The sequence below is a fragment of the Citreimonas salinaria genome (assembly GCF_900107235.1).
Lineage (GTDB): Bacteria > Pseudomonadota > Alphaproteobacteria > Rhodobacterales > Rhodobacteraceae > Citreimonas > Citreimonas salinaria.
Genome location: NZ_FNPF01000001.1, coordinates 491777 through 510574, shown reverse-complemented (window position 1 = coordinate 510574; position 18798 = coordinate 491777). Strand labels below are relative to the sequence as shown.

Sequence of the window (18798 nt, the reverse complement as noted above, 5' to 3'; positions counted from 1 at the left end):
AGGGCGGCCGAGCCGACCTTCATGCGGCGCCAGCCAGGCCATTTCCTTGTCTACCCAGATCAGCATCGAGCCGCGCTTGCGCAACGCGGCGTTATGGCTGGACCAGTTCGTCGTGCGGTAGCGGGCGGGAGGAGGCTTGCTCATGCGACCCGTCTAACCGCATGGATTCGCGATGTGAATCGCCCGCAGTCAGAGTTACGCAACAACGCCCATGGGATAGTGCGGGCGTTTGCGGGCTGCCTGCGCTATGCTTCGGACCTTAACGTGCTGATGGCTCACAGCGCGCGGGTCCTGCGTCATCGCTTGTATCCGCGTCTGCTTCACCGCGAAGCTCCTCACGGCTCGCGAAGAGCGTCCGTCTTGTAGGAGATCACGGGCAACACGTAGGTAAACTGGCGGCACTTGAAGCTGAGCATTGGTGAACTGGCTTTAGATTGCCTCGCCTCACGAACGCCGTCGAGACGACGTTTCCCGCACTGGATAAACTAAATCTGGGAGGCAATGTGCCTGCGTCAGCTTCGCTCGCAGGCATTAGCCGCTGGCCGACTAGATGGCCCACAACGGCGGCAATTTTACTTTATTTTCAAGGAAAGTGGTGCCCAGGAGAGGACTCGAACCTCCACGACCTTTCGATCACTGGCACCTGAAGCCAGCGCGTCTACCAATTCCGCCACCTGGGCAGGTTGCGTGAGGGGGCGTTTAAGCCCCGGCACTGGGGGTGTCAACACGGATTTTTCGCCCCGTCTCCGACCGCGCGATCGCCACGGAATCCGGACGCGGCGTCCGGGCACCTTGCGACGCGCGGCGCGCGCCGGTAGCTAGGGGGCGAACTGTATTCAGGGGACGAATCCGGATGTCCAGGCTGGTGACGATCTTCGGGGGGTCCGGCTTTGTCGGGCGCTACATCGCGCGGCGCATGGCGCAGGAGGGCTGGCGCGTCCGCGTGGCCGTCCGCCGCCCGAACGAGGCCCTTTTCGTACGCCCCTTCGGCGTCGTCGGGCAGGTCGAGCCTGTCTTCTGCAACATCCGCGACGACGATTCGGTGCGCGCCGTGCTGCGCGGCGCCGACGCGGCGGTGAATTGCGTCGGCACCTTCGACGCCCACGGCAGGAACAATTTCGACGCCATCCAGGACAAGGGCGCCACGCGCATCGCCCGGCTTTCGGCCGAGGAGGGAATCGCCACGATGGTGCACCTCTCCGCGATCGGCGCGGACGAGAACGGCGCCAGCCTCTATGCCCGGTCCAAGGCCGCCGGCGAGAAGGGAATGCACGAGCACCAGCCGAACGCCTTGATCCTGCGCCCCTCGGTCATGTTCGGCCCCGAGGACAAGTTCTTCAACCGCTTCGCGGCCATGACGCGGCTCAGCCCGGTTCTGCCCGTGGTGGGCGGGAACACCCGGTTCCAGCCGGTCTACGTCGACGACGTGGCGCGCGCCGCGGTCGAGGGCGTCACCGGCCGCGCCCCCGGCGGCATCTACGAGCTCGGCGGCCCCGAGACCCGCACCTTCCGCGAATTGATGCAGTACATGCTCGAGGCGATTCGCCGCCGCCGGATGATCGTGAACATCCCGTTCGGGATCGCCGGTATCATGGGCAGCGTGTCGGACGGCGTGAACCGCGTCAGCGGCGGGCTGATCCCTGCGCAGATCACCGCGGACCAGGTGCGCAGCCTGCGCAGCGACAACGTCGCCGCCAAGGATGCCAAGGGACTGGACGCGCTGGGCATTCCGGCCACGGCGATCGAGGCGGTCGTGCCCTACTATCTGTGGCCTTATCGCCCCTCCGGCCAATACGACGCGATCAAGGAATCCGCCAAGAACCTGCGCCACCGCGGCTGAAGCCGGGCCGAGACGCTGCGGGCCGGCGCATTGGCCGACCCGCGATCGTGATCTCGCCGTCTACTGCAGCCGTGCCGCGGTGCGCCGCACGACGTCCATGCGCGCGGCGTTGGGCGGGTGGGTGCCCAGGAAGCGGTTGCCGGGATCGGGCAGTCGCGTGAAGAACTGGGCGCCCCGGACCGGGTTGAACCCGGCGCGCGCGGTGATGATCGTGCCCAGCTCGTCGGCCTCCAGCTCGAAATCCTTGGAGTAGGTCCGTGCGCCCACGTTGGCGCCCAGGCGCCCGGCCTCGCGGACGTAGATGTCGGACGCCCCCGAGACCGACGCCAGCCCCGAGAAAACCGCCGCGCCGACGGTCGCGTTTGTGCGCTGCTGGGTCAGGTGATCCAGCACGTGATGCGCCGCCTCGTGCCCCATGACGAAGGCCAGCTCGTCGGCGTTCTCGACCGCGTTGATCAGGCCCAGGTTGAAGGCTAGGATCGGCCGCCCGTTGCGGTCCAGCGTCTGGAACGCGTTCGGCGCCTGCCCGGGGCGGTCGTCGACGAGGATCATGAAATCGCAGTTCAGCCGGGGCGCGTAGCGGCGGCATTCGGCCTCGGCCACCGGCTCGACGGTTTCGGCGACCTGCACGAACTGGCGCGCGGCCTGCGATGCGCTGAGCGGCGCGGCACCCGGCTGCGCGGCCGGGCGCGGGCCCGTCTGGACGTCGATGGCGACCGGGGCGCAGGCGCCCAGGGTCATGAAGGCAAGGATCAGGACGCGAAGCATGAGACCTCCTGTTGGCTTTCGTGCTGTTCTAGGGCCCGCGCCGCGGCACCGCCAGCCTTGCACGGTCACGGGGCGGTGTGGTGGCGGGTTCCGGCCATGATGATCCAACGCCCGCGGGCCGCCAGGGTTTCACCGGCCGCGCGGCGCGGGCACGTCGCCGTGGCGCGCACGGGCTTCCACAGCGCCGCGCACCCCGCTAGGCTGGCCCCATGTTCAGCATCGAGCACGACTTCGACGCCACCATCGTGACCCTCGTGGACGAGGGCGAGACGCCCTTGCAGGAGGACGTCATCGTCTCGACCTTCGAGGAATGCGTGACCGTCCAGCAATACGACCCGCGCACCGACCGCACGCAGTCGATCACCCTGTCGATCACGCAGATGAAGGACCTGATCGCGGCCGCCACCCTGCCCGAAGGCGTCTACACCCGTCGCAAGTGACGCGCGCCGGCGCGAAAGCCGGTTGATTCCCGCGCGGCCGCACATGACATAGGGGCACCCGCACCAGGAGCCCTCATGCCGCAGACGAACCAGGCCGCCCTCGATTTCCTGCTGACCCGCCGCTCGCGCCCCGCGAAGATGCTGCGCGCCCCCGCGCCCGACGACGACGCGCTGCGCGTGCTGCTGACGGCGGCCGCGCGCGCGCCGGATCACGGCAAGCTCGAGCCGTGGCGCTTCATCGTTCTGCGCGACCGCGCGCTGGTGCGGCTGGCCGATGCGGCCGCTGCCCGCGCCACCGCGCTGGGCCGGTCCGAGGACGACATCGCCAAGGCGCGCGGGCCCTTCGACGACAGCCCGCTTTGCGTCGCCGTGGTCGAAAGCCCCCGCGACAGCGACAAGATCCCCGCGATCGAGCAGACCTATTCCACCGGCGCGGTGTGCCTCGCGCTGCTGAACGCGGCGCTGGCCTCGGGCTGGGGGGCAAGCTGGATCAGCGGCTGGGTCAGCCACGACCGGACCTTCGCCGAGGACACGCTTGGCCTCGCCCCGCACGAGCGCGTCGCCGGGCTGATCCATATCGGGACCGAGAGCGCGACACCGCCCGAGCGCCCGCGCCCGGACATCGACGCGATCACCACCTGGATGTCGGAATGATCCTGACGGATTTCCTGCGCGCGCTGTCGCAGTTCGGCTCGGACGCGCGGTTCCGGCGCGTACTGTGGCGCGGGGTCGGGCTGACGCTGGCGCTGCTGATCGCGGCCTGCGCGCTGGTGGTCTGGGGCGTGGGCCTGTTCGTGGGCGACGCGGTGACGCTGCCTTGGATCGGCACCGTGACCTGGGTCGACAACGCCGCCGGGTTCGCCGCCATCCCGCTGATGCTGGTGCTGTCGATCTTCCTGATGGTGCCCGTCGCCTCGGCCATCACCTCGCTGTTCCTCGAGGACGTGGCGCAGGCGGTCGAGGACCGGCACTATCCCGCCGCGGGCACGGCGGGCGCGGTCCCGCTGGGCGATCAGGTGCAGGATTCGCTGGGCTTTTTCGCCACGCTGATCGCGGCGAACGCGGCCGCGCTGGTGCTGTATCTCTTCGTGGCGCCGCTGGCCCCGTTCATCTTCTGGGGGCTGAACGGCTTTCTGCTGGGGCGGGAATACTTCACGCTGGCGGCCATGCGCCGCGTCGGGCGGGCGCAGGCGAAGGTGCTGCGCAAACGCCACCGCCTGACGATCTGGGCCGCCGGGGTGATGATGGCGGTGCCGCTGACCATCCCGGTCATCAACCTCGCCGTGCCCGTGCTGGGCGCGGCCACGTTCACCCACCTGTTCCACCGGGTGACGCGGGGCCGCGCCTAGGTCCGGCCCATCCGGTTGAACATCCAGCCGTCGATATCCTGCACCGTGATCGCGCCCGACAGGATCACCCCGGCGATGATCGCCCACAGCACCGCCGCAAGGGCGGTCGTCAGCCACGCCTTGCGCTTGAGGTTGTGCACCTCGGGGCTGCCCGCGTGGGTGCCGGGCACGATCTTGCCCAGGTCGCCCTGCGTCTGCAGCCGCAGCGGGATGATGCAGAGGAAGGTCATGAACCAGATGACCGCGAACAGCACGATTCCGGAGGTAATCCCCATCAGACCTGCTCCAGCTCGATCAGGCAGCCGTTGAAATCCTTCGGGTGCAGGAACAGCACTGGCTTGCCATGCGCGCCGATCTTCGGCTCTCCGTCGCCCAGCACCCGCGCGCCGGTCGATTTCAGGTGGTCGCGCGCCGCGATGATGTCGTCCACCTCGTAGCAGACGTGGTGCATCCCGCCCGCGGGGTTCTTCTCGAGGAAACCCGCGATCGGGCTGTCCACGCCCAGCGGGTGCAGCAGCTCGATCTTGGTGTTGGGCAGCTCGATGAAGACCACCGTCACGCCGTGGTCGGGTTCGTCCTGCGGCGCGCCGACCTGCGCGCCCAGCGTGTCGCGGTACTGCGCGGCGGCGGCGTCCAGGTCGGGGACGGCGATGGCGACGTGGTTGAGACGGCCGATCATGGGGCTCTCCGTGGCTGCGTTCGTGGCGCATATGGCCCGTTCGCCCCCTGCACGGCAAGTCCGGTGCGTCCTTTAACCGCTTGTTAGCCATGCCGGCGCAAAGTCGAATCGCCACCGCCCATGGAGGGGAACATGGACAAGACCGATCAACTCTACGCACATCTGCGGCCCACGGCTTCGCGGCCGCTGCTGGGGCTGACCGTCCTGGTCGTGGAAGACAGCCGCTTTGCCTGCGACGCGATGCGCCTTCTGTGCCTGCGGTCCGGGGCGCGGATCCGGCGTGCCGACTGCATCGCCTCGGCCAAGCGTCATCTCAAGGTCTACCGCCCCAGCGCGGTGATCATCGACCTCGGCCTGCCCGACGGCTCGGGGGCCGAGCTGATCGCCGAGCTTGCGGCCGCCGTCCCGCGGGTCGACGTGATCCTGGGCACCTCGGGCGACAGCTTCGGCGAAGAGGTGGCGCTGGCCGCCGGCGCCGACGGCTTCCTGCCCAAGCCGATCGCCTCGGTCGGCGCCTTCCAGCAGGCCGTGCTCAAGGTCCTGCCGGCCGAGCGTCACCCGCCGGGCCCCCGCGTCGTCTGCCGCGACGCCGTGGACCCGGACCCGGTCGCCTACCGCGACGACATGGCCCATGCCGCCGATATCCTGACCGCGACCGACGGCGCCACCGTCGACTACGTCGTGCAGTTCCTGTCGGGCGTGGCCCGCAGCGCCGGCGACGACCTGCTGTACTCGGCGGCGATCTCGCTGGCCGAGAAGCGCAAGCGCCGCGAACCGGCGCAGCCCGAACTGGCGCACATGACCGCGCTTGTGCAGGACCGACTGACCCACCGCGCGGCGATGTGATTGCCGCCCGGGAACGAGAAACGGGCGAAGCGCTGCCACGCTCGCCCGTTTTTCCCGTCCGTCGCCCGTCGGGCCCGCGCTAGTCCTGCGGGATCACGCGCAGGCCCAGCTCCATCAGCTGGTCGGTCGTGGGTTCGCTCGGCGCGTTCATCATCAGGTCCTCGGCGCGCTGGTTCATCGGGAACATGATGACCTCGCGGATGTTGGACGTGCCCGCAAGCAGCATAACGATCCGGTCGATGCCCGCGGCACAACCGCCATGCGGCGGCGCGCCGAAGCGGAACGCGTTGACCATCCCGCCAAAGCGCCTGCGCACCTCCTCCTCGCCGTAGCCGGCAATCTCGAAGGCCTTGAACATGATCTCGGGGCGGTGGTTGCGGATCGCGCCGCTGACCAGCTCGTAGCCGTTGCAGGCCAGGTCGTACTGGAAGCCCTTCACGCTCAGCGGATCGCCCTGCAGCGCGTCCATTCCGCCCTGCGGCATCGAGAACGGGTTGTGACTGAAGTCGATGGCGCCGGTTTCCTCGTCCGCCTCGTACATGGGGAAATCGACGATCCAGGCAAAGGCGAAACGGTTCTCGTCCACGTGGCCCAGCTCGGCGCCAATCGTGTCGCGGGCGCGGGCGGCCACGCGTTCGAACTGCGCCGGCTTGCCGCCCAGGAAGAACGCCGCATCGCCGACGCCAAGGCCCAACTGCTGGCGGATCGCCTCGGTCCGCTCGGGGCCGATGTTCTTGGCCAGCGGGCCGGCCGCCTCGATCCCCTCGCCCTGGTCGCGCCAGAAGATGTAGCCCATCCCCGGCAGGCCCTCTTTCTGGGCGAACGCGTTCATCCGGTCGCAGAACTTGCGCGAGCCCCCGCCCGGCGCGGGGATGGCGCGGATCTGCGTGCCCTCGTGCTCCAGCAGCTTGGCGAAGATCGCGAAGCCCGAGTCGCGGAAATGCTCGCTGACCACCTGCATCTGGATCGGGTTGCGCAGGTCGGGCTTGTCCGTGCCGTATTTCTCGAGCGCCTCGGCATAGGGGATCTGCGGCCACGTCGCCGGATCGTCCACCACCTTGCCGCCGCCGAATTCCTCGAACACGCCGGCGATCACCGGGGACACGGTGTCGAAGACGTCCTGCTGCTCGACGAACGACATTTCCAGGTCGAGCTGGTAGAAATCGGTGGGCGAGCGGTCGGCGCGCGGATCCTCGTCGCGGAAGCAGGGCGCGATCTGGAAGTACTTGTCGAAGCCCGACACCATGATCAGCTGCTTGAACTGCTGCGGCGCCTGCGGCAGCGCGTAGAACTTGCCCGGGTGCAGACGGCTCGGCACCAGGAAGTCGCGCGCGCCCTCGGGGCTGCTGGCGGTGATGATCGGCGTCTGGAACTCGCGGAAGCCCTTGTCCCACATGCGCCGCCGGATGCCCGCCACCACGTCGGACCGCAGCGTCATGTTGCGCTGCATCGCCTCGCGCCGCAGGTCGAGATAGCGGTACCGCAGGCGGGTTTCCTCGGGGTATTCCTGGTCGCCGAAGACCTGCAGCGGCAGCTCGTCCGAGCGGCCCAGCACGGTCAGGTCCTTGATGTAGACCTCGATCTCGCCAGTCGGGATACGCGGGTTGACCAGGCTTGCGTCGCGCGCCTTCACCACGCCGTCGATGCGCACGCACCATTCGGCGCGCAGCTTCTCGACCTCGGCGAAGACGGGGCTGTCGGGATCGCACAGCACCTGCGTGATGCCGTAGTGATCGCGGAGGTCGACGAACAGCACGCCGCCGTGATCGCGGATGCGGTTGACCCAGCCCGCAAGCCGGACGGTTTCGCCCACATGGGCCTTGTTCAGATCGGCGCAGGTGTGGCTGCGGAAGGCGTGCATGACGGGGCCTTTCGGTGTGAAACTGCCGGGAATTCAGCCGCCGATACACCGCCCCGCGCCCGCAAAGTCAAGGGAAGCCCGAGAGAATTGCCCGAATTGCCCCGATCGCCTAGGATGAAAATCGGTAAACGTTCCAGTGATGCAATCGCGGGGTCATGATGTGGCGATGTGGCAGAACGCATTAGGCCGGTTCCTCCGGCAGATGATGAGATACGGCACCTTGCGGGTGACCTGGCCGGACGGTCGGGTCGACCGGTTCGGCACCGGCGAGGCGCCCGAAGAGGCGATCCACCTCACCGACGACGCGGCGGTCAAGGCGCTGGCCACACGCCCGGTTCTTGCCCTGGGCGAGCGCTACATGGACGGCACGCTGGTGGTCGAGGGCGACAGGCTCTACGACCTGCTGACGCTTCTGGTGCGCAACCAGCGGCTGGGCGGCCTGCCCGGCTGGTACAACACCTACCAGGCCGGCCGGAAGGCGGCGCGCCGCTTCGTGCAGCGCAACGACGCGCTGCGCGCGCGCAGGAACGTGGCGCATCACTACGACATCTCGGACGACCTGTACCGTCTCTTCCTCGACGAGGACATGCAGTATTCCTGTGCCTATTTCGCCCGTCCCGACATGACGCTCGAGGAAGCGCAGGCGGCGAAGAAGGCCCATATCGCGCGCAAGCTGCGGATCGAGCCGGGGATGCGCGTGCTGGACATCGGCTGCGGCTGGGGCGGCATGGCGCTGACGCTGGCGCGCGATTTCGGCGCGCAGGTCACGGGCGTCACCCTGTCGCGCAACCAGCACGACACGGCCACCAGGCGCGCCGAGGCCGCCGGCCTGTCGGACAAGGTCACGTTCGAGCTGCGCGATTACCGCACCGTCGCCGAGCGGTTCGACCGGATCGTCAGCGTGGGCATGCTCGAGCATGTTGGCCTGCCGCATTACGGCGACTATTTCGGCAAGGTCCACGACCTTCTGGACGATGACGGCGTCGCCCTGATCCACACGATCGGCAACGTCGAGGCGCCCTCGCCCACCAATCCCTGGATCGAGAAGTACATCTTCCCCGGCGGCTACGTCCCCTCGCTGTCCGAACTCATGCCCCCGGTGGAGCGGTCGGGGCTGTACACCCAGGACATCGAGATCCTGCGCGGCCATTACGGCCCGACGCTGCACCACTGGCACCAGCGGTTCGAGGCCAACATCGACACGGTGCGCAAGATGTACGACGAACGCTTCGTGCGCATGTTCCGCTTCTACCTCGTCGCCTGCGAGATGGCGTTCGAGGAGCAGTGGCAGGGGGTCTTCCAGTTCCAGCTTGGCCGCAAGCAATACGCCGTGCCCACGACGCGCGACTATCTGTACCGCGATGGGTCCGAACCGGCGGCCCGCGCGGCGGAATAGCGGCCTGCGGCCCGACACAGATACACGGTCCGACAAAAGACGCGGCGCCGGTCGTCCGGCGCCGCGCTTGTCGTTCGTCCCGGACGTCCGGGGCGCCCGAACCGGCGCCCCGTGGCCTTACTTCTGCTGTTCCATCTGCGTCCCGGTGCCGGGGCGTGCCTTGCCCAGATCGGGGTTCTGGCCCATCGGCTCGGGCTTTTCCTTGATCGAGAACTCGCCGCGACCGTCCAGCGACTTGCCCTTGGTCCAGCGTCCCTCGGGCGTGGGCTCGTCCAGCGAGGTGTTGAGGAAGTAGTAGCTGTGCTCGGTGTTCTCGTGCTCCTGCGGAGTCGAGTTCGGGATCGGCAGCTGGCCTTCCATGCCGCCCAGCTCCTCGATCACGGCCAGCCATTGCTGCTGGTGCATGGTGTCGCGCGCGATCAGGAAGGACAGCATGTCCTTCATGCCGGCGTCGTCGGTCATGTTGTACAGGCGCGATGCCAGCACGCGGCCGCCGGCCTCGGCGGTGGCGTTGGCCAGCATGTCCGCGCCCAGGTTGCCGGTGGCGTAGACGTGGCTCATGTCGAAGGGCACGCCGTTCGAGTTGACCGGCATCGCCGACAGGCCCGACGACAGGATGTGGCGCGGGTTCGTCCCGCCGAGGATCGCGTTGACCACCGGATCCTGCGCGGCCATCTCCTGGGTCGTCACCGGCGCCCCTTCCAGGTTCAGCGCCACCGCGTGGCCCAGGAACTCGATGTGCGACAGCTCTTCGGTCGCGGTCATCATCAGCATGTCGCGGTACTTCGGGTTTCCGCGCGCGCCCATCGCCTGGAAGAAGTACTGCATGGCGACACGGATCTCGCCCTCGATGCCGCCGATCGCCTGCTGCAGGTGCTTGGCGAAGATCGGATCCGGCTTGTCGACGCGGACCTGGTACTGAAGCTTGGATGAATGATGAAACATCGGGATGTCCTTTGAACTGATACGGTTTGGGCAGCCCGGCACTGCCGCTGCTCCGACAACAAGACATCGCCCCCCGTGTTCCGCCAAAATCGCCGGGGTCGCGGACGGCCGCCACCGCCGCCCGCCGTGGACCACCGGGGATTGCGCTTGCACGGGCGGGTGTGCTGTCTATAACGCCGCCAATTTGCCCGACCTTTCCTGACCTGACCGACACCCCGGGGGACCCATGCCCAAACGCACCGATATCTCGTCCATCATGATCATCGGCGCCGGGCCCATCATCATCGGGCAGGCCTGCGAGTTCGACTATTCCGGCGCCCAGGCCTGCAAGGCCCTGCGCGAGGAAGGCTATCGCGTCATCCTGGTGAACTCGAACCCCGCGACGATCATGACCGACCCGGGCCTGGCCGATGCCACCTACATCGAGCCGATCACGCCCGAGGTCGTCGCCAAGATCATCGCCAAGGAAAAGCCCGACGCGCTGCTGCCCACGATGGGCGGCCAGACCGGTCTCAACACCGCGCTGAAGCTCGAGGAGATGGGCGTGCTGGCCGAGCACGGCGTCGAGATGATCGGCGCACGCCGCGAGGCCATCGAAATGGCCGAGGACCGCGCGCTGTTCCGCGAGGCGATGGACCGCATCGGCCTGGAAAACCCCGCCGCAACCATCGTGACCGCGCCGCTCAAGCCGAACGGCAAGCGCGATCTCGACGCCGGCGTGGCCGAGGCGCTTGCCGCGCTCGACATCGTCGGCCTGCCCGCGATCATCCGCCCCGCCTACACGCTCGGCGGGACCGGCGGCGGCGTCGCCTACAACCGCGAGGATTACATCCACTACTGCCGCTCGGGCATGGACGCCTCTCCGGTCGGGCAGATCCTGATCGACGAATCCCTTCTGGGCTGGAAGGAGTTCGAGATGGAGGTCGTCCGCGACAAGGCGGACAACGCGATCATCGTCTGCGCCATCGAGAACGTCGACCCGATGGGCGTGCACACCGGCGACAGCATCACCGTCGCCCCGGCGCTGACGCTGACCGACAAGGAATACCAGATCATGCGCAACGGCAGCATCGCCGTCCTGCGCGAGATCGGGGTCGAGACCGGCGGCTCCAACGTGCAATGGGCCGTGAACCCCGAAAACGGCCGCATGGTCGTGATCGAGATGAACCCCCGCGTGTCGCGCTCCTCCGCGCTCGCGTCCAAGGCCACCGGTTTCCCGATCGCCAAGATCGCTGCCAAGCTCGCTGTCGGCTACACGCTGGACGAGCTCGACAACGACATCACCAAGGTCACGCCGGCCAGCTTCGAGCCGACCATCGACTACGTCGTCACCAAGATCCCCCGCTTCGCATTCGAGAAGTTCCCCGGCTCGGAACCCACGCTGACCACCGCGATGAAGTCGGTGGGCGAGGCGATGGCCATCGGCCGCACCATCCACGAGTCGCTCCAGAAGGCGCTGGCGTCGATGGAGACCGGGCTGTCGGGCTTCGACGAGATCGACATACCCGGCCTCGGCGAAGGCCAGGACGAGGCCGCCATCGTCAAGGCCCTGTCGCGCCAGACCCCCGACCGCATCCGCGTCATCGCCCAGGCCATGCGGCTGGGCACGTCCGATGACGACATCCACGCCGTCACGATGTTCGACCCGTGGTTCCTGGCCCGCATCCGCGAGATCGTCGAGACCGAGGCCGAAATCCGCCGCGACGGCCTGCCCACCGACGCCGACGGCCTGCGCGCGCTCAAGATGATGGGCTTCACAGACATGCGCCTGGCCGCGCTGACCGGGCAGACCGAGATGGCAGTGCGGCAGGCCCGCACCAACGCCGGTGTGGTCGCCGTTTTCAAGCGCATCGACACCTGCGCGGCCGAGTTCGAGGCCCAGACCCCCTACATGTATTCCACCTACGAGGCCCCCATGATGGGCGAGGTGGAATGCGAATCCCGCCCCTCCGACCGCAAGAAGGTCGTCATCCTCGGCGGCGGGCCGAACCGCATCGGCCAGGGGATCGAGTTCGACTATTGCTGCTGCCACGCCTGCTTCGCGCTCAGCGACGCCGGGTACGAGACCATCATGGTCAACTGCAACCCCGAGACCGTCAGCACCGACTACGACACCTCGGACCGCCTCTATTTCGAACCGCTCACCTTCGAGCACGTGATGGAGATCCTGCGCGTCGAGCAGGAGAACGGCACGCTGCACGGTGTCATCGTCCAGTTCGGCGGCCAGACCCCGCTGAAGCTTGCCCGCGACCTCGAGGCCGCCGGCATCCCGATCCTCGGCACCACGCCCGACGCGATCGACCTGGCCGAGGACCGCGAGCGGTTCCAGGACCTCGTGAACCGCCTGAACCTGCGCCAGCCCAAGAACGCCATCGCGTCCAGCGACGAACAGGCGCTGGCCATCGCCGAGCAGATCGGCTTCCCGCTGGTGATCCGGCCCTCTTATGTGCTGGGCGGCCGCGCGATGGAGATCGTGCGCGACATGGCCAGCCTGAAACGCTACATCCGCGACGCGGTGGTGGTCTCGGGCAAAAGCACCGTGCTGCTCGACAGCTACCTTGCCGGAGCGGTGGAACTGGACGTCGACGCGATCTGCGACGGCACCGACGTGCACGTCGCCGGCATCATGCAGCACATCGAAGAGGCCGGCGTGCATTCCGGCGACAGCGCCTGCTCGCTGCCGCCCTACTCGCTCGACGCCGCTACCCTAGACGAGATCAAGCGCCAGACCGTGGCCTTGGCCAAGGGGCTGAACGTCGTCGGCCTGATGAACGTGCAGTTCGCCATCAAGGACGGCGACGTCTACCTGATCGAGGTGAACCCCCGCGCCTCGCGCACCGTGCCCTTCGTCGCCAAGGCCACCGACAGCGCCATCGCGTCCATCGCCGCGCGCATCATGGCCGGCGAGAAGCTGGCCGACTTCCCGATGCGCGCGCCCTACCCGGCCGATGCCGACTACGACACCGTCCTGCCGCTGGCCGACCCGATGACACTGGCCGACCCGATGATGCCGTGGTTCTCGGTCAAGGAGGCCGTGCTGCCCTTCGCCCGCTTCCCCGGCGTCGACACGCTGCTGGGACCGGAAATGCGCTCGACCGGCGAGGTCATGGGCTGGGACCGGTCCTTCCCGCGCGCCTTCCTCAAGGCGCAGATGGGCGCGGGCAACATCCTCCCCGCCTCCGGCTCGGTGTTCTTCTCGATCCGCGACGGCGACAAGACCGACCAGATGGCCGAGACCGCGCGTATCCTGACCGATCTCGGCTTCCGCATCGTCGCCACCTCGGGCACCGCCGACTTCCTGCGCGGCGCCGGCATCGAGGCCGAGACCGTCAAGAAGGTCTACGAGGGCCGGCCCAACATCGTCGACATGCTGAAGGACGGCGGCATCGACCTGGTGATGAACACCACCGAGAACGCCGCCGCCGTGTCGGACAGCCGCGAGATCCGCTCCGTCGCGCTGTATGACAAGATCCCCTACTTCACCACCGCCGCCGGCGCCCACGCCGCGGCCCTGGCGATCAAGGAACGCGAAGAGGGCGAACTGGTGGTCAAGCCGCTGCAGGGGTAAGACCCGGAATCGGGCCGCAGGCCCGGCATGCGCCGCAGCCCAGCGTCTGGAAGTGACCTGAAGAGGGGGCGGCGACGCCCCTTTTTTCTTGCGTCGGCGGCCGCGCGCCGACGCACCCGAAGGACCGGGTTCGGATCCCCGGGCGATCGTTCATGCCCTGCTGGCGCTTAAACCCGGGTTTACGACCCTCACCCGCGAGTTTAGCAGCGAAAGCTTGCAATTTAGGCATCGGCGGACCTCTTTCGCCCAAGGCTTTCAGACAGCGTTGTCAGATTGGCCATAGACCTTTCGAGGATCTGAAATGAGAGGACCCAGCATGAAACTCCGACACACCACTGCCATCCTGCTTGCCACGAGCTTCCTGGCAACCGCGACCCACGCCGCCACCTTCGATGAGATCGACACCGACGGCGACGGCGCCCTCAGCTCGTCCGAGCTGGATGCCAGCTTCGGCGAGGCCGGCAGCTCCACGCTGGACGCCTACGACACCGACGGCGACGGCATGCTTAGCGCCGAAGAGGCCGCGGGCGGCGAATCCACCGTCGAGGGCGAAGAGGGTCAGCTGACCTTCGACGATATCGACCTGGACGGCGACGGCACGCTCGACGAAGGCGAACTCGAACACGCGTTCAGCGCCGAGGCGCAGATTGCGCTGGCGAAGTTCGACGCGGACGGCGACGGCGTCGTGACCCTGGACGAGGTGCGCCGCTCGGACGATCCCAAGGGCGAGCGCGGCGGCCCGCGCGCGCACAGCGCCGCCGGCAAGCGTAACGCCGAAACCGAAACCACCGCCAGCGCGCGCGACACCGGAAAGTCGCGCGGCGGAAATGGCGGCGGCAATGGCGGCGGCGGCAACGGCGGCGGCAACGGCGGCGGCAACGGCGGCGGCAACGGAAACGGCAAGCGCTGATCTTTGCTTCGGGGCGGCGCCGGCAGCGCCCGCCGCCCCGGATTCGTTGACAGATCATGAATCCGTCTCTGTAAGCTATTGATTCTTCTACACCGCAGGGATGTCCCACCGTGGGACACCCCCTGCTGCCCCTCGGCGGCGCGCGGCGCCGCGCCCTCTCCACAATGTCGCGCGCCCCTGCTAGACCGGTCCGGCAACCAGACCGGAGGCCGCCCGTGACCAAGCCCGTCATCCTGACCATCCTCGACGGCTGGGGCCTGTCCGCCGACACGGAAGCCAACGCGCCTCACCTGGCGAAGACCCCCACCATCGACCGGCTGATGGAAACCTGTCCCCATGCCCGGCTGACCACCCACGGCCCCGATGTGGGCCTGCCCCGCGGCCAGATGGGCAACTCCGAGGTCGGGCACACCAATATCGGCGCCGGCCGCGTCGTCGCGATGGACCTGGGCCAGATCGACCTCGCCATCGAGGACGGCAGCTTCTTCGAAAACGAAGCCATCCTCCGCTTCGCCGACACGGTCCGCGATGCCGGCGGCCGCGTCCACCTGATGGGCGTCGTCTCGGACGGCGGCGTGCACGGGCATCTCAGCCACCTCAACGCGGCCGCAAAGCTGCTGTGCGACCGGGGCCTGCAGGTCCTGATCCACGCCATCACCGACGGCCGCGACGTGGCGCCCAAATCCGCCGACGGTTTCCTCACCGCGCTCGAGGCCGCGCTGCCCGAGGGCGCCCGCATCGCCACGGTGATCGGCCGCTACTACGCCATGGACCGCGACAACCGGTGGGAGCGGGTCGAGACCGCCTACGACGCGATGATCCGCGGCCAAGGGCAGCACGCCTCGGACGCGCAGGCGGCAATCGCCACCTGCTACGACAAGGGCACGACCGACGAGTTCATCCCCGCGACGGTCATCGACGGCCACGAGGGCGTGGCCGAGGGCGACGGCTTCTTCTGCCTGAACTTCCGCGCCGACCGCGCGCGCGAGATCCTCGCCGCCATCGGGGATCCGGATTTCGACGGTTTCGAGCGCGACAAGCCTCCACTGTCGGCCCTGCTGGGGATGGTCGAGTATTCCGACCGCCACAAGACATACATGGACACCGCGTTCCCCAAGCGCGAGCTGAAGAACACGCTGGGCGCATGGGTCGCAAAGCACGGCCTGCGCCAGTTTCGGCTGGCCGAGACCGAGAAATACCCGCACGTGACCTTCTTCCTCAACGGCGGTCAGGAAACGCCCGAACCGGGCGAGGACCGCGCGATGCCCAAGTCGCCCAAGGTCGCCACCTACGACCTGCAGCCCGAGATGAGCGCCGCCGAGGTCACCGACCGCTTCGTCGAGGCGATCGGCGTGGGCTACGATCTGATCGTGGTGAACTACGCCAACCCCGACATGGTCGGGCACACCGGCGATCTCGACGCCGCCATCGCCGCCTGCGAGGCGGTCGACGCGGGCCTCGGTCGCGCGCTGGAGGCGCTCGGGAAGACCGACGGTGCGATGTTGATCATCGCCGATCACGGCAACTGCGAGGTCATGGTCGATCCCGAGACCGGCGGGCCGCACACGGCGCACACCACCAACCTAGTGCCGGTGATCCTGCATGGCGGCCCCGACGGCGCGCGCCTGCGCGACGGTCGGCTGGCCGACGTGGCGCCGACGCTGCTGCAGCTGATGGGGCTGGATAAGCCCGAGGAAATGACGGGGGAAAGCCTGATCGAATGACGCGCGTCGCGCTGATCCTGGCCCTGCTGGCAGCGCCCGTTCATGCCCAGGATGCGGGCGAGCAGGCCCGCGCCGCCGCCCGCGCGATCGAAGAGGCCGCCGCCTCTCTGGAAAGCGCCGACCGCTCGCGCGACCGCGTGGCCGCACTGACCCGTACCGTCCGCGCCTACGAGGACGGGCTTGCCGCGATGCGGGTGGGCCTGCGCGCCGCCACGATCCGCGAAACGGCGCTCAGCCGCGAATTGCAGGCGCGCGAGAGCGAGATCGCGCAGCTGCTGGGCGTGCTCGGCGCGGTGGGCGACAAGGCCGGCCCACGAAGTCTGGCCCATCCGCAGGGGCCGCGCGGCACCGTCCGCGCCGGGCTGCTGCTGGCTTCGGTCACGCCCGCGCTGGAGGCCCGCGCCGCCGACCTGCGCGCCGACCTGGCCGAGGTGACCGAGCTTCGGACGCTGCAGCAGCAGGCGGCCGACCACCTCGCCAGCGGGTTGTCGGGCGTACAGCAGGCGCGCACCGCGCTCAGCCAGGCGATCGCCGACCGCACGGGGCTGCCGCGCCGCTTCACCGACGACCCGGTGCGCACCGCGATCCTGATCTCGGCCACCGAGACGCTGGACGATTTCGCAGACGGGCTGTCGCAGCTGACGCAGGGCCAGCCGACCGCGCCCGAGGAACCCGCCGACCTTGAAAACCTGCGGCCGCTGCCGATGCCCGTGCGCGGCACCGTGCTGCGCCAGCCCGGCGAAGCCGACGCCGCCGGCGTGCGCCGGCCCGGCCTCGTGATCGCCACGCAGCCCGCCGCGCTGGTCACGGCACCCGCGGCTGCGACCGTCCGATATGCCGGGCCGTTGCTGGATTACGGGCTGGTGGTCATCCTTGAGCCGCGCGCCGATCTTCTATTCGTGCTGGCGGGTCTAGACGCCGCCTATGTCGAGGCCGGGCAAGTACTGCCGGCGGGGGGGCCGGTGGGCCTGATGGGTGGCTCGGTGGCGGCCGACGGCGTGTCACCTTCCGGTGAGGGGGGGGGTGCCCCGGGCAGCGAAACGCTTTATATGGAAGTCAGGGAAGGCGACGAACCCGTCGATCCGCGGCGCTGGTTCGCAACCGACAAGGGATGATCTGCACATGAGGAAATTCGCGATGGCCGCGTTCGGCGGCGCGCTGCTTTCGGTTGTGGCGACGACACAGTTCGTCGGCCCGCTGCTGGCGCAGGAGACCGAAAGCAAAACCTCGGTTTACGAGCAACTCGACCTGTTCGGCGACATCTTTGAGCGCATACGGGCGCAATATGTCGAACAGGTGGACGAGGAAGACCTGATCGAGGCGGCCATCAACGGCATGCTCACCTCGCTCGACCCACATTCAAGCTACCTGCCGCCCGACGACGCCGAGGACATGCGCGTCCAGACGCGCGGCGAATTCGGCGGGCTGGGCATCGAGGTCACGCAGGAAGAGGGCTTCGTCAAGGTCGTCTCGCCGATCGACGACACCCCCGCCGACGAGGCCGGGGTCGCGGCGGGCGACTTCATCACCCACGTGGATGGCGAATCCGTTCTGGGCCTGACCCTCGACGAGGCCGTGGACATGATGCGCGGACCGGTGGGTTCCGAGATCATCATCACCGTGGTCCGCGAGGGCGTTGAAGAGCCCTTCGACGTGTCGATCATCCGCGACACGATCACCCTGACCGCCGTGCGCACCCGGATCGAGGGCGACACCGTGGTGCTGAGGGTGACCACGTTCAACGACCAGACCTATCCCAACCTCGCCGAGGGCCTTGCCGAGCGGATCGAGGAAGCCGGCGGCGAAGACGCGGTCAACGGCATCGTGCTGGACCTGCGCAACAACCCGGGCGGCCTGCTGAGCCAGGCGATCCGCGTCAGCGATGCCTTCCTCGACAAGGGCGAGATCGTGTCGACCCGCGGCCGCGACCCGATCGACGGCGACCGCTACAACGCCACGCCGGGCGATCTGGCCAACGGCAAGCCGATCGTCGTGCTGATAAACGGCGGCTCTGCCTCGGCGTCGGAAATCGTCGCGGGCGCCCTGCAGGATCATCGTCGCGCGATCGTCGTGGGCACGAAAAGCTTCGGCAAGGGGTCGGTCCAGACAGTCATGCCGCTGCGCGGCGAAGGCGCCATGCGCCTGACCACGGCGCGCTATTACACGCCGTCGGGTCGTTCGATCCAGGCGCTGGGCGTCAGCCCGGACATCGTGGTCGAGCAGCCGCCCGCCCGGCCGGACGAAGACGCTTCCGAGGAGGAAGAGGACGCCTTCGGCCGCTCCGAAGCCGATTTGCGCGGGCGCCTGGACAACGACTCACTGTCCGACGAAGAGGCCCGCCAGATCGAGGAGGACCGCGCGCGCGCCGAGGCGGCCGCCGCCCTGCGCGAAGAGGATTACCAGCTGGCCTATGCCATCGACATCCTCAAGGGCCTGACCGCGCTGGCTCCGCAGCCCCAGCAGTGACCGGTT

General features: G+C 68.4%; 16 protein-coding genes, 1 tRNA gene and 1 pseudogene. 11 read left to right on the top strand and 7 right to left on the bottom strand.

Annotation, left to right across the window (positions count from 1 at the left end; genetic code table 11):
• Nucleotides 1-144: pseudogene (locus BLW27_RS20590) on the bottom strand (IS5/IS1182 family transposase); the annotation flags it as partial.
• A gap of 449 nt (nucleotides 145-593) precedes the next feature.
• Nucleotides 594-680, bottom strand: a tRNA-Leu gene (locus BLW27_RS02450).
• A 173-nt stretch (nucleotides 681-853) separates the two neighbouring features.
• On the opposite strand from BLW27_RS02450, the gene BLW27_RS02445 reads away from it, so the two are divergent.
• Complete coding sequence (locus BLW27_RS02445) at nucleotides 854-1840, top strand: complex I NDUFA9 subunit family protein (RefSeq protein WP_089878633.1); 987 nt, start codon at nucleotides 854-856, stop codon at nucleotides 1838-1840.
• A 60-nt stretch (nucleotides 1841-1900) separates the two neighbouring features.
• Here BLW27_RS02445 and BLW27_RS02440 read toward each other — a convergent pair whose 3' ends face one another.
• Nucleotides 1901-2608: a M48 family metallopeptidase gene (locus BLW27_RS02440; RefSeq protein WP_089878630.1), complete on the bottom strand. Its 708-nt coding sequence runs from the start codon at nucleotides 2606-2608 to the stop codon at nucleotides 1901-1903.
• 209 nt (nucleotides 2609-2817) lie between these two features.
• On the opposite strand from BLW27_RS02440, the gene BLW27_RS02435 reads away from it, so the two are divergent.
• The 3 genes from BLW27_RS02435 (at nucleotide 2818) to BLW27_RS02425 (ending at nucleotide 4397) form a co-directional block, all read left to right on the top strand.
• Nucleotides 2818-3048 carry a hypothetical protein gene (locus BLW27_RS02435; RefSeq protein WP_089878627.1) on the top strand — a complete coding sequence of 77 codons (231 nt, stop codon included), beginning with the start codon at nucleotides 2818-2820 and terminating at the stop codon, nucleotides 3046-3048.
• A gap of 75 nt (nucleotides 3049-3123) precedes the next feature.
• Nucleotides 3124-3702: a nitroreductase family protein gene (locus BLW27_RS02430; RefSeq protein WP_089878623.1), complete on the top strand. Its 579-nt coding sequence runs from the start codon at nucleotides 3124-3126 to the stop codon at nucleotides 3700-3702.
• Nucleotides 3699-4397, top strand: a complete 699-nt coding sequence (locus tag BLW27_RS02425; RefSeq protein ID WP_089878621.1) for an EI24 domain-containing protein — start codon at nucleotides 3699-3701, stop codon at nucleotides 4395-4397. The genes BLW27_RS02430 and BLW27_RS02425 overlap by 4 nt, the downstream gene beginning before the upstream one ends.
• Here BLW27_RS02425 and BLW27_RS02420 read toward each other — a convergent pair.
• Together BLW27_RS02420 and mce are read right to left on the bottom strand one after the other, a co-directional pair.
• Nucleotides 4394-4672, bottom strand: coding sequence for a DUF1467 family protein (locus BLW27_RS02420; RefSeq protein WP_089878618.1), 279 nt, complete (start codon nucleotides 4670-4672; stop codon nucleotides 4394-4396). The genes BLW27_RS02425 and BLW27_RS02420 overlap by 4 nt on opposite strands.
• Nucleotides 4672-5076, bottom strand: a complete 405-nt coding sequence (mce, locus tag BLW27_RS02415) for a methylmalonyl-CoA epimerase (protein ID WP_089878615.1) — start codon at nucleotides 5074-5076, stop codon at nucleotides 4672-4674. The genes BLW27_RS02420 and mce overlap by 1 nt, the downstream gene beginning before the upstream one ends.
• A gap of 132 nt (nucleotides 5077-5208) precedes the next feature.
• On the opposite strand from mce, the gene BLW27_RS02410 reads away from it, so the two are divergent.
• Nucleotides 5209-5922, top strand: a complete 714-nt coding sequence (locus BLW27_RS02410) for a response regulator (RefSeq protein WP_089878611.1) — start codon at nucleotides 5209-5211, stop codon at nucleotides 5920-5922.
• A 79-nt stretch (nucleotides 5923-6001) separates the two neighbouring features.
• Here the strand turns inward: BLW27_RS02410 and aspS are convergent, their stop codons facing one another.
• Nucleotides 6002-7783, bottom strand: coding sequence for an aspartate--tRNA ligase (gene aspS, locus BLW27_RS02405; protein ID WP_089878608.1), 1782 nt, complete (start codon nucleotides 7781-7783; stop codon nucleotides 6002-6004).
• A 166-nt stretch (nucleotides 7784-7949) separates the two neighbouring features.
• On the opposite strand from aspS, the gene BLW27_RS02400 reads away from it, so the two are divergent.
• Complete coding sequence (locus BLW27_RS02400) at nucleotides 7950-9179, top strand: SAM-dependent methyltransferase (RefSeq protein ID WP_089878605.1); 1230 nt, start codon at nucleotides 7950-7952, stop codon at nucleotides 9177-9179.
• Nucleotides 9180-9296: 117 nt separating this feature from the next.
• Here the strand turns inward: BLW27_RS02400 and BLW27_RS02395 are convergent, their stop codons facing one another.
• Nucleotides 9297-10124 (bottom strand): manganese catalase family protein, encoded by an 828-nt coding sequence (locus BLW27_RS02395; protein WP_089878602.1) that lies wholly within the window; start codon nucleotides 10122-10124, stop codon nucleotides 9297-9299.
• A gap of 226 nt (nucleotides 10125-10350) precedes the next feature.
• Here BLW27_RS02395 and carB point away from each other — a divergent pair, with 226 nt between their 5' ends.
• The 5 genes from carB to BLW27_RS02370 all read left to right on the top strand — a co-directional run bounded on the left by carB (nucleotide 10351) and on the right by BLW27_RS02370 (nucleotide 18792).
• On the top strand, nucleotides 10351-13692 hold the full coding sequence (gene carB / locus BLW27_RS02390; RefSeq protein WP_089878599.1) for a carbamoyl-phosphate synthase large subunit: 3342 nt from the start codon (nucleotides 10351-10353) through the stop codon (nucleotides 13690-13692).
• A gap of 316 nt (nucleotides 13693-14008) precedes the next feature.
• A complete protein-coding gene (locus BLW27_RS02385) occupies nucleotides 14009-14602 on the top strand; it encodes an EF-hand domain-containing protein (protein ID WP_177177798.1) in 594 nt (197 codons plus the stop codon).
• Between the two features lie 164 nt (nucleotides 14603-14766).
• A complete protein-coding gene (gene gpmI, locus BLW27_RS02380) occupies nucleotides 14767-16326 on the top strand; it encodes a 2,3-bisphosphoglycerate-independent phosphoglycerate mutase (RefSeq protein ID WP_089878592.1) in 1560 nt (519 codons plus the stop codon).
• Nucleotides 16323-17441, top strand: coding sequence for a murein hydrolase activator EnvC family protein (locus tag BLW27_RS02375; protein ID WP_089878589.1), 1119 nt, complete (start codon nucleotides 16323-16325; stop codon nucleotides 17439-17441). The genes gpmI and BLW27_RS02375 overlap by 4 nt, the downstream gene beginning before the upstream one ends.
• 7 nt (nucleotides 17442-17448) lie before the next feature.
• A complete protein-coding gene (locus tag BLW27_RS02370; RefSeq protein ID WP_089878586.1) occupies nucleotides 17449-18792 on the top strand; it encodes a S41 family peptidase in 1344 nt (447 codons plus the stop codon).
• Nucleotides 18793-18798: the final 6 nt, after the last annotated feature.

What these genes read in the sequence shown, in the direction of transcription:
- BLW27_RS02445 (WP_089878633.1), top strand. Translation starts at nt 854, where the DNA reads ATGTCCAGGCTGGTGACGATCTTCGGGGGGTCCGGCTTTGTCGGGCGC.
- BLW27_RS02440 (WP_089878630.1), bottom strand. Translation starts at nt 2,608, where the DNA reads ATGCTTCGCGTCCTGATCCTTGCCTTCATGACCCTGGGCGCCTGCGCC.
- BLW27_RS02435 (WP_089878627.1), top strand. Translation starts at nt 2,818, where the DNA reads ATGTTCAGCATCGAGCACGACTTCGACGCCACCATCGTGACCCTCGTG.
- BLW27_RS02430 (WP_089878623.1), top strand. Translation starts at nt 3,124, where the DNA reads ATGCCGCAGACGAACCAGGCCGCCCTCGATTTCCTGCTGACCCGCCGC.
- BLW27_RS02425 (WP_089878621.1), top strand. Translation starts at nt 3,699, where the DNA reads ATGATCCTGACGGATTTCCTGCGCGCGCTGTCGCAGTTCGGCTCGGAC.
- BLW27_RS02420 (WP_089878618.1), bottom strand. Translation starts at nt 4,672, where the DNA reads ATGGGGATTACCTCCGGAATCGTGCTGTTCGCGGTCATCTGGTTCATG.
- mce (WP_089878615.1), bottom strand. Translation starts at nt 5,076, where the DNA reads ATGATCGGCCGTCTCAACCACGTCGCCATCGCCGTCCCCGACCTGGAC.
- BLW27_RS02410 (WP_089878611.1), top strand. Translation starts at nt 5,209, where the DNA reads ATGGACAAGACCGATCAACTCTACGCACATCTGCGGCCCACGGCTTCG.
- aspS (WP_089878608.1), bottom strand. Translation starts at nt 7,783, where the DNA reads ATGCACGCCTTCCGCAGCCACACCTGCGCCGATCTGAACAAGGCCCAT.
- BLW27_RS02400 (WP_089878605.1), top strand. Translation starts at nt 7,950, where the DNA reads ATGTGGCAGAACGCATTAGGCCGGTTCCTCCGGCAGATGATGAGATAC.
- BLW27_RS02395 (WP_089878602.1), bottom strand. Translation starts at nt 10,124, where the DNA reads ATGTTTCATCATTCATCCAAGCTTCAGTACCAGGTCCGCGTCGACAAG.
- carB (WP_089878599.1), top strand. Translation starts at nt 10,351, where the DNA reads ATGCCCAAACGCACCGATATCTCGTCCATCATGATCATCGGCGCCGGG.
- BLW27_RS02385 (WP_177177798.1), top strand. Translation starts at nt 14,009, where the DNA reads ATGAAACTCCGACACACCACTGCCATCCTGCTTGCCACGAGCTTCCTG.
- gpmI (WP_089878592.1), top strand. Translation starts at nt 14,767, where the DNA reads ATGTCGCGCGCCCCTGCTAGACCGGTCCGGCAACCAGACCGGAGGCCG.
- BLW27_RS02375 (WP_089878589.1), top strand. Translation starts at nt 16,323, where the DNA reads ATGACGCGCGTCGCGCTGATCCTGGCCCTGCTGGCAGCGCCCGTTCAT.
- BLW27_RS02370 (WP_089878586.1), top strand. Translation starts at nt 17,449, where the DNA reads ATGAGGAAATTCGCGATGGCCGCGTTCGGCGGCGCGCTGCTTTCGGTT.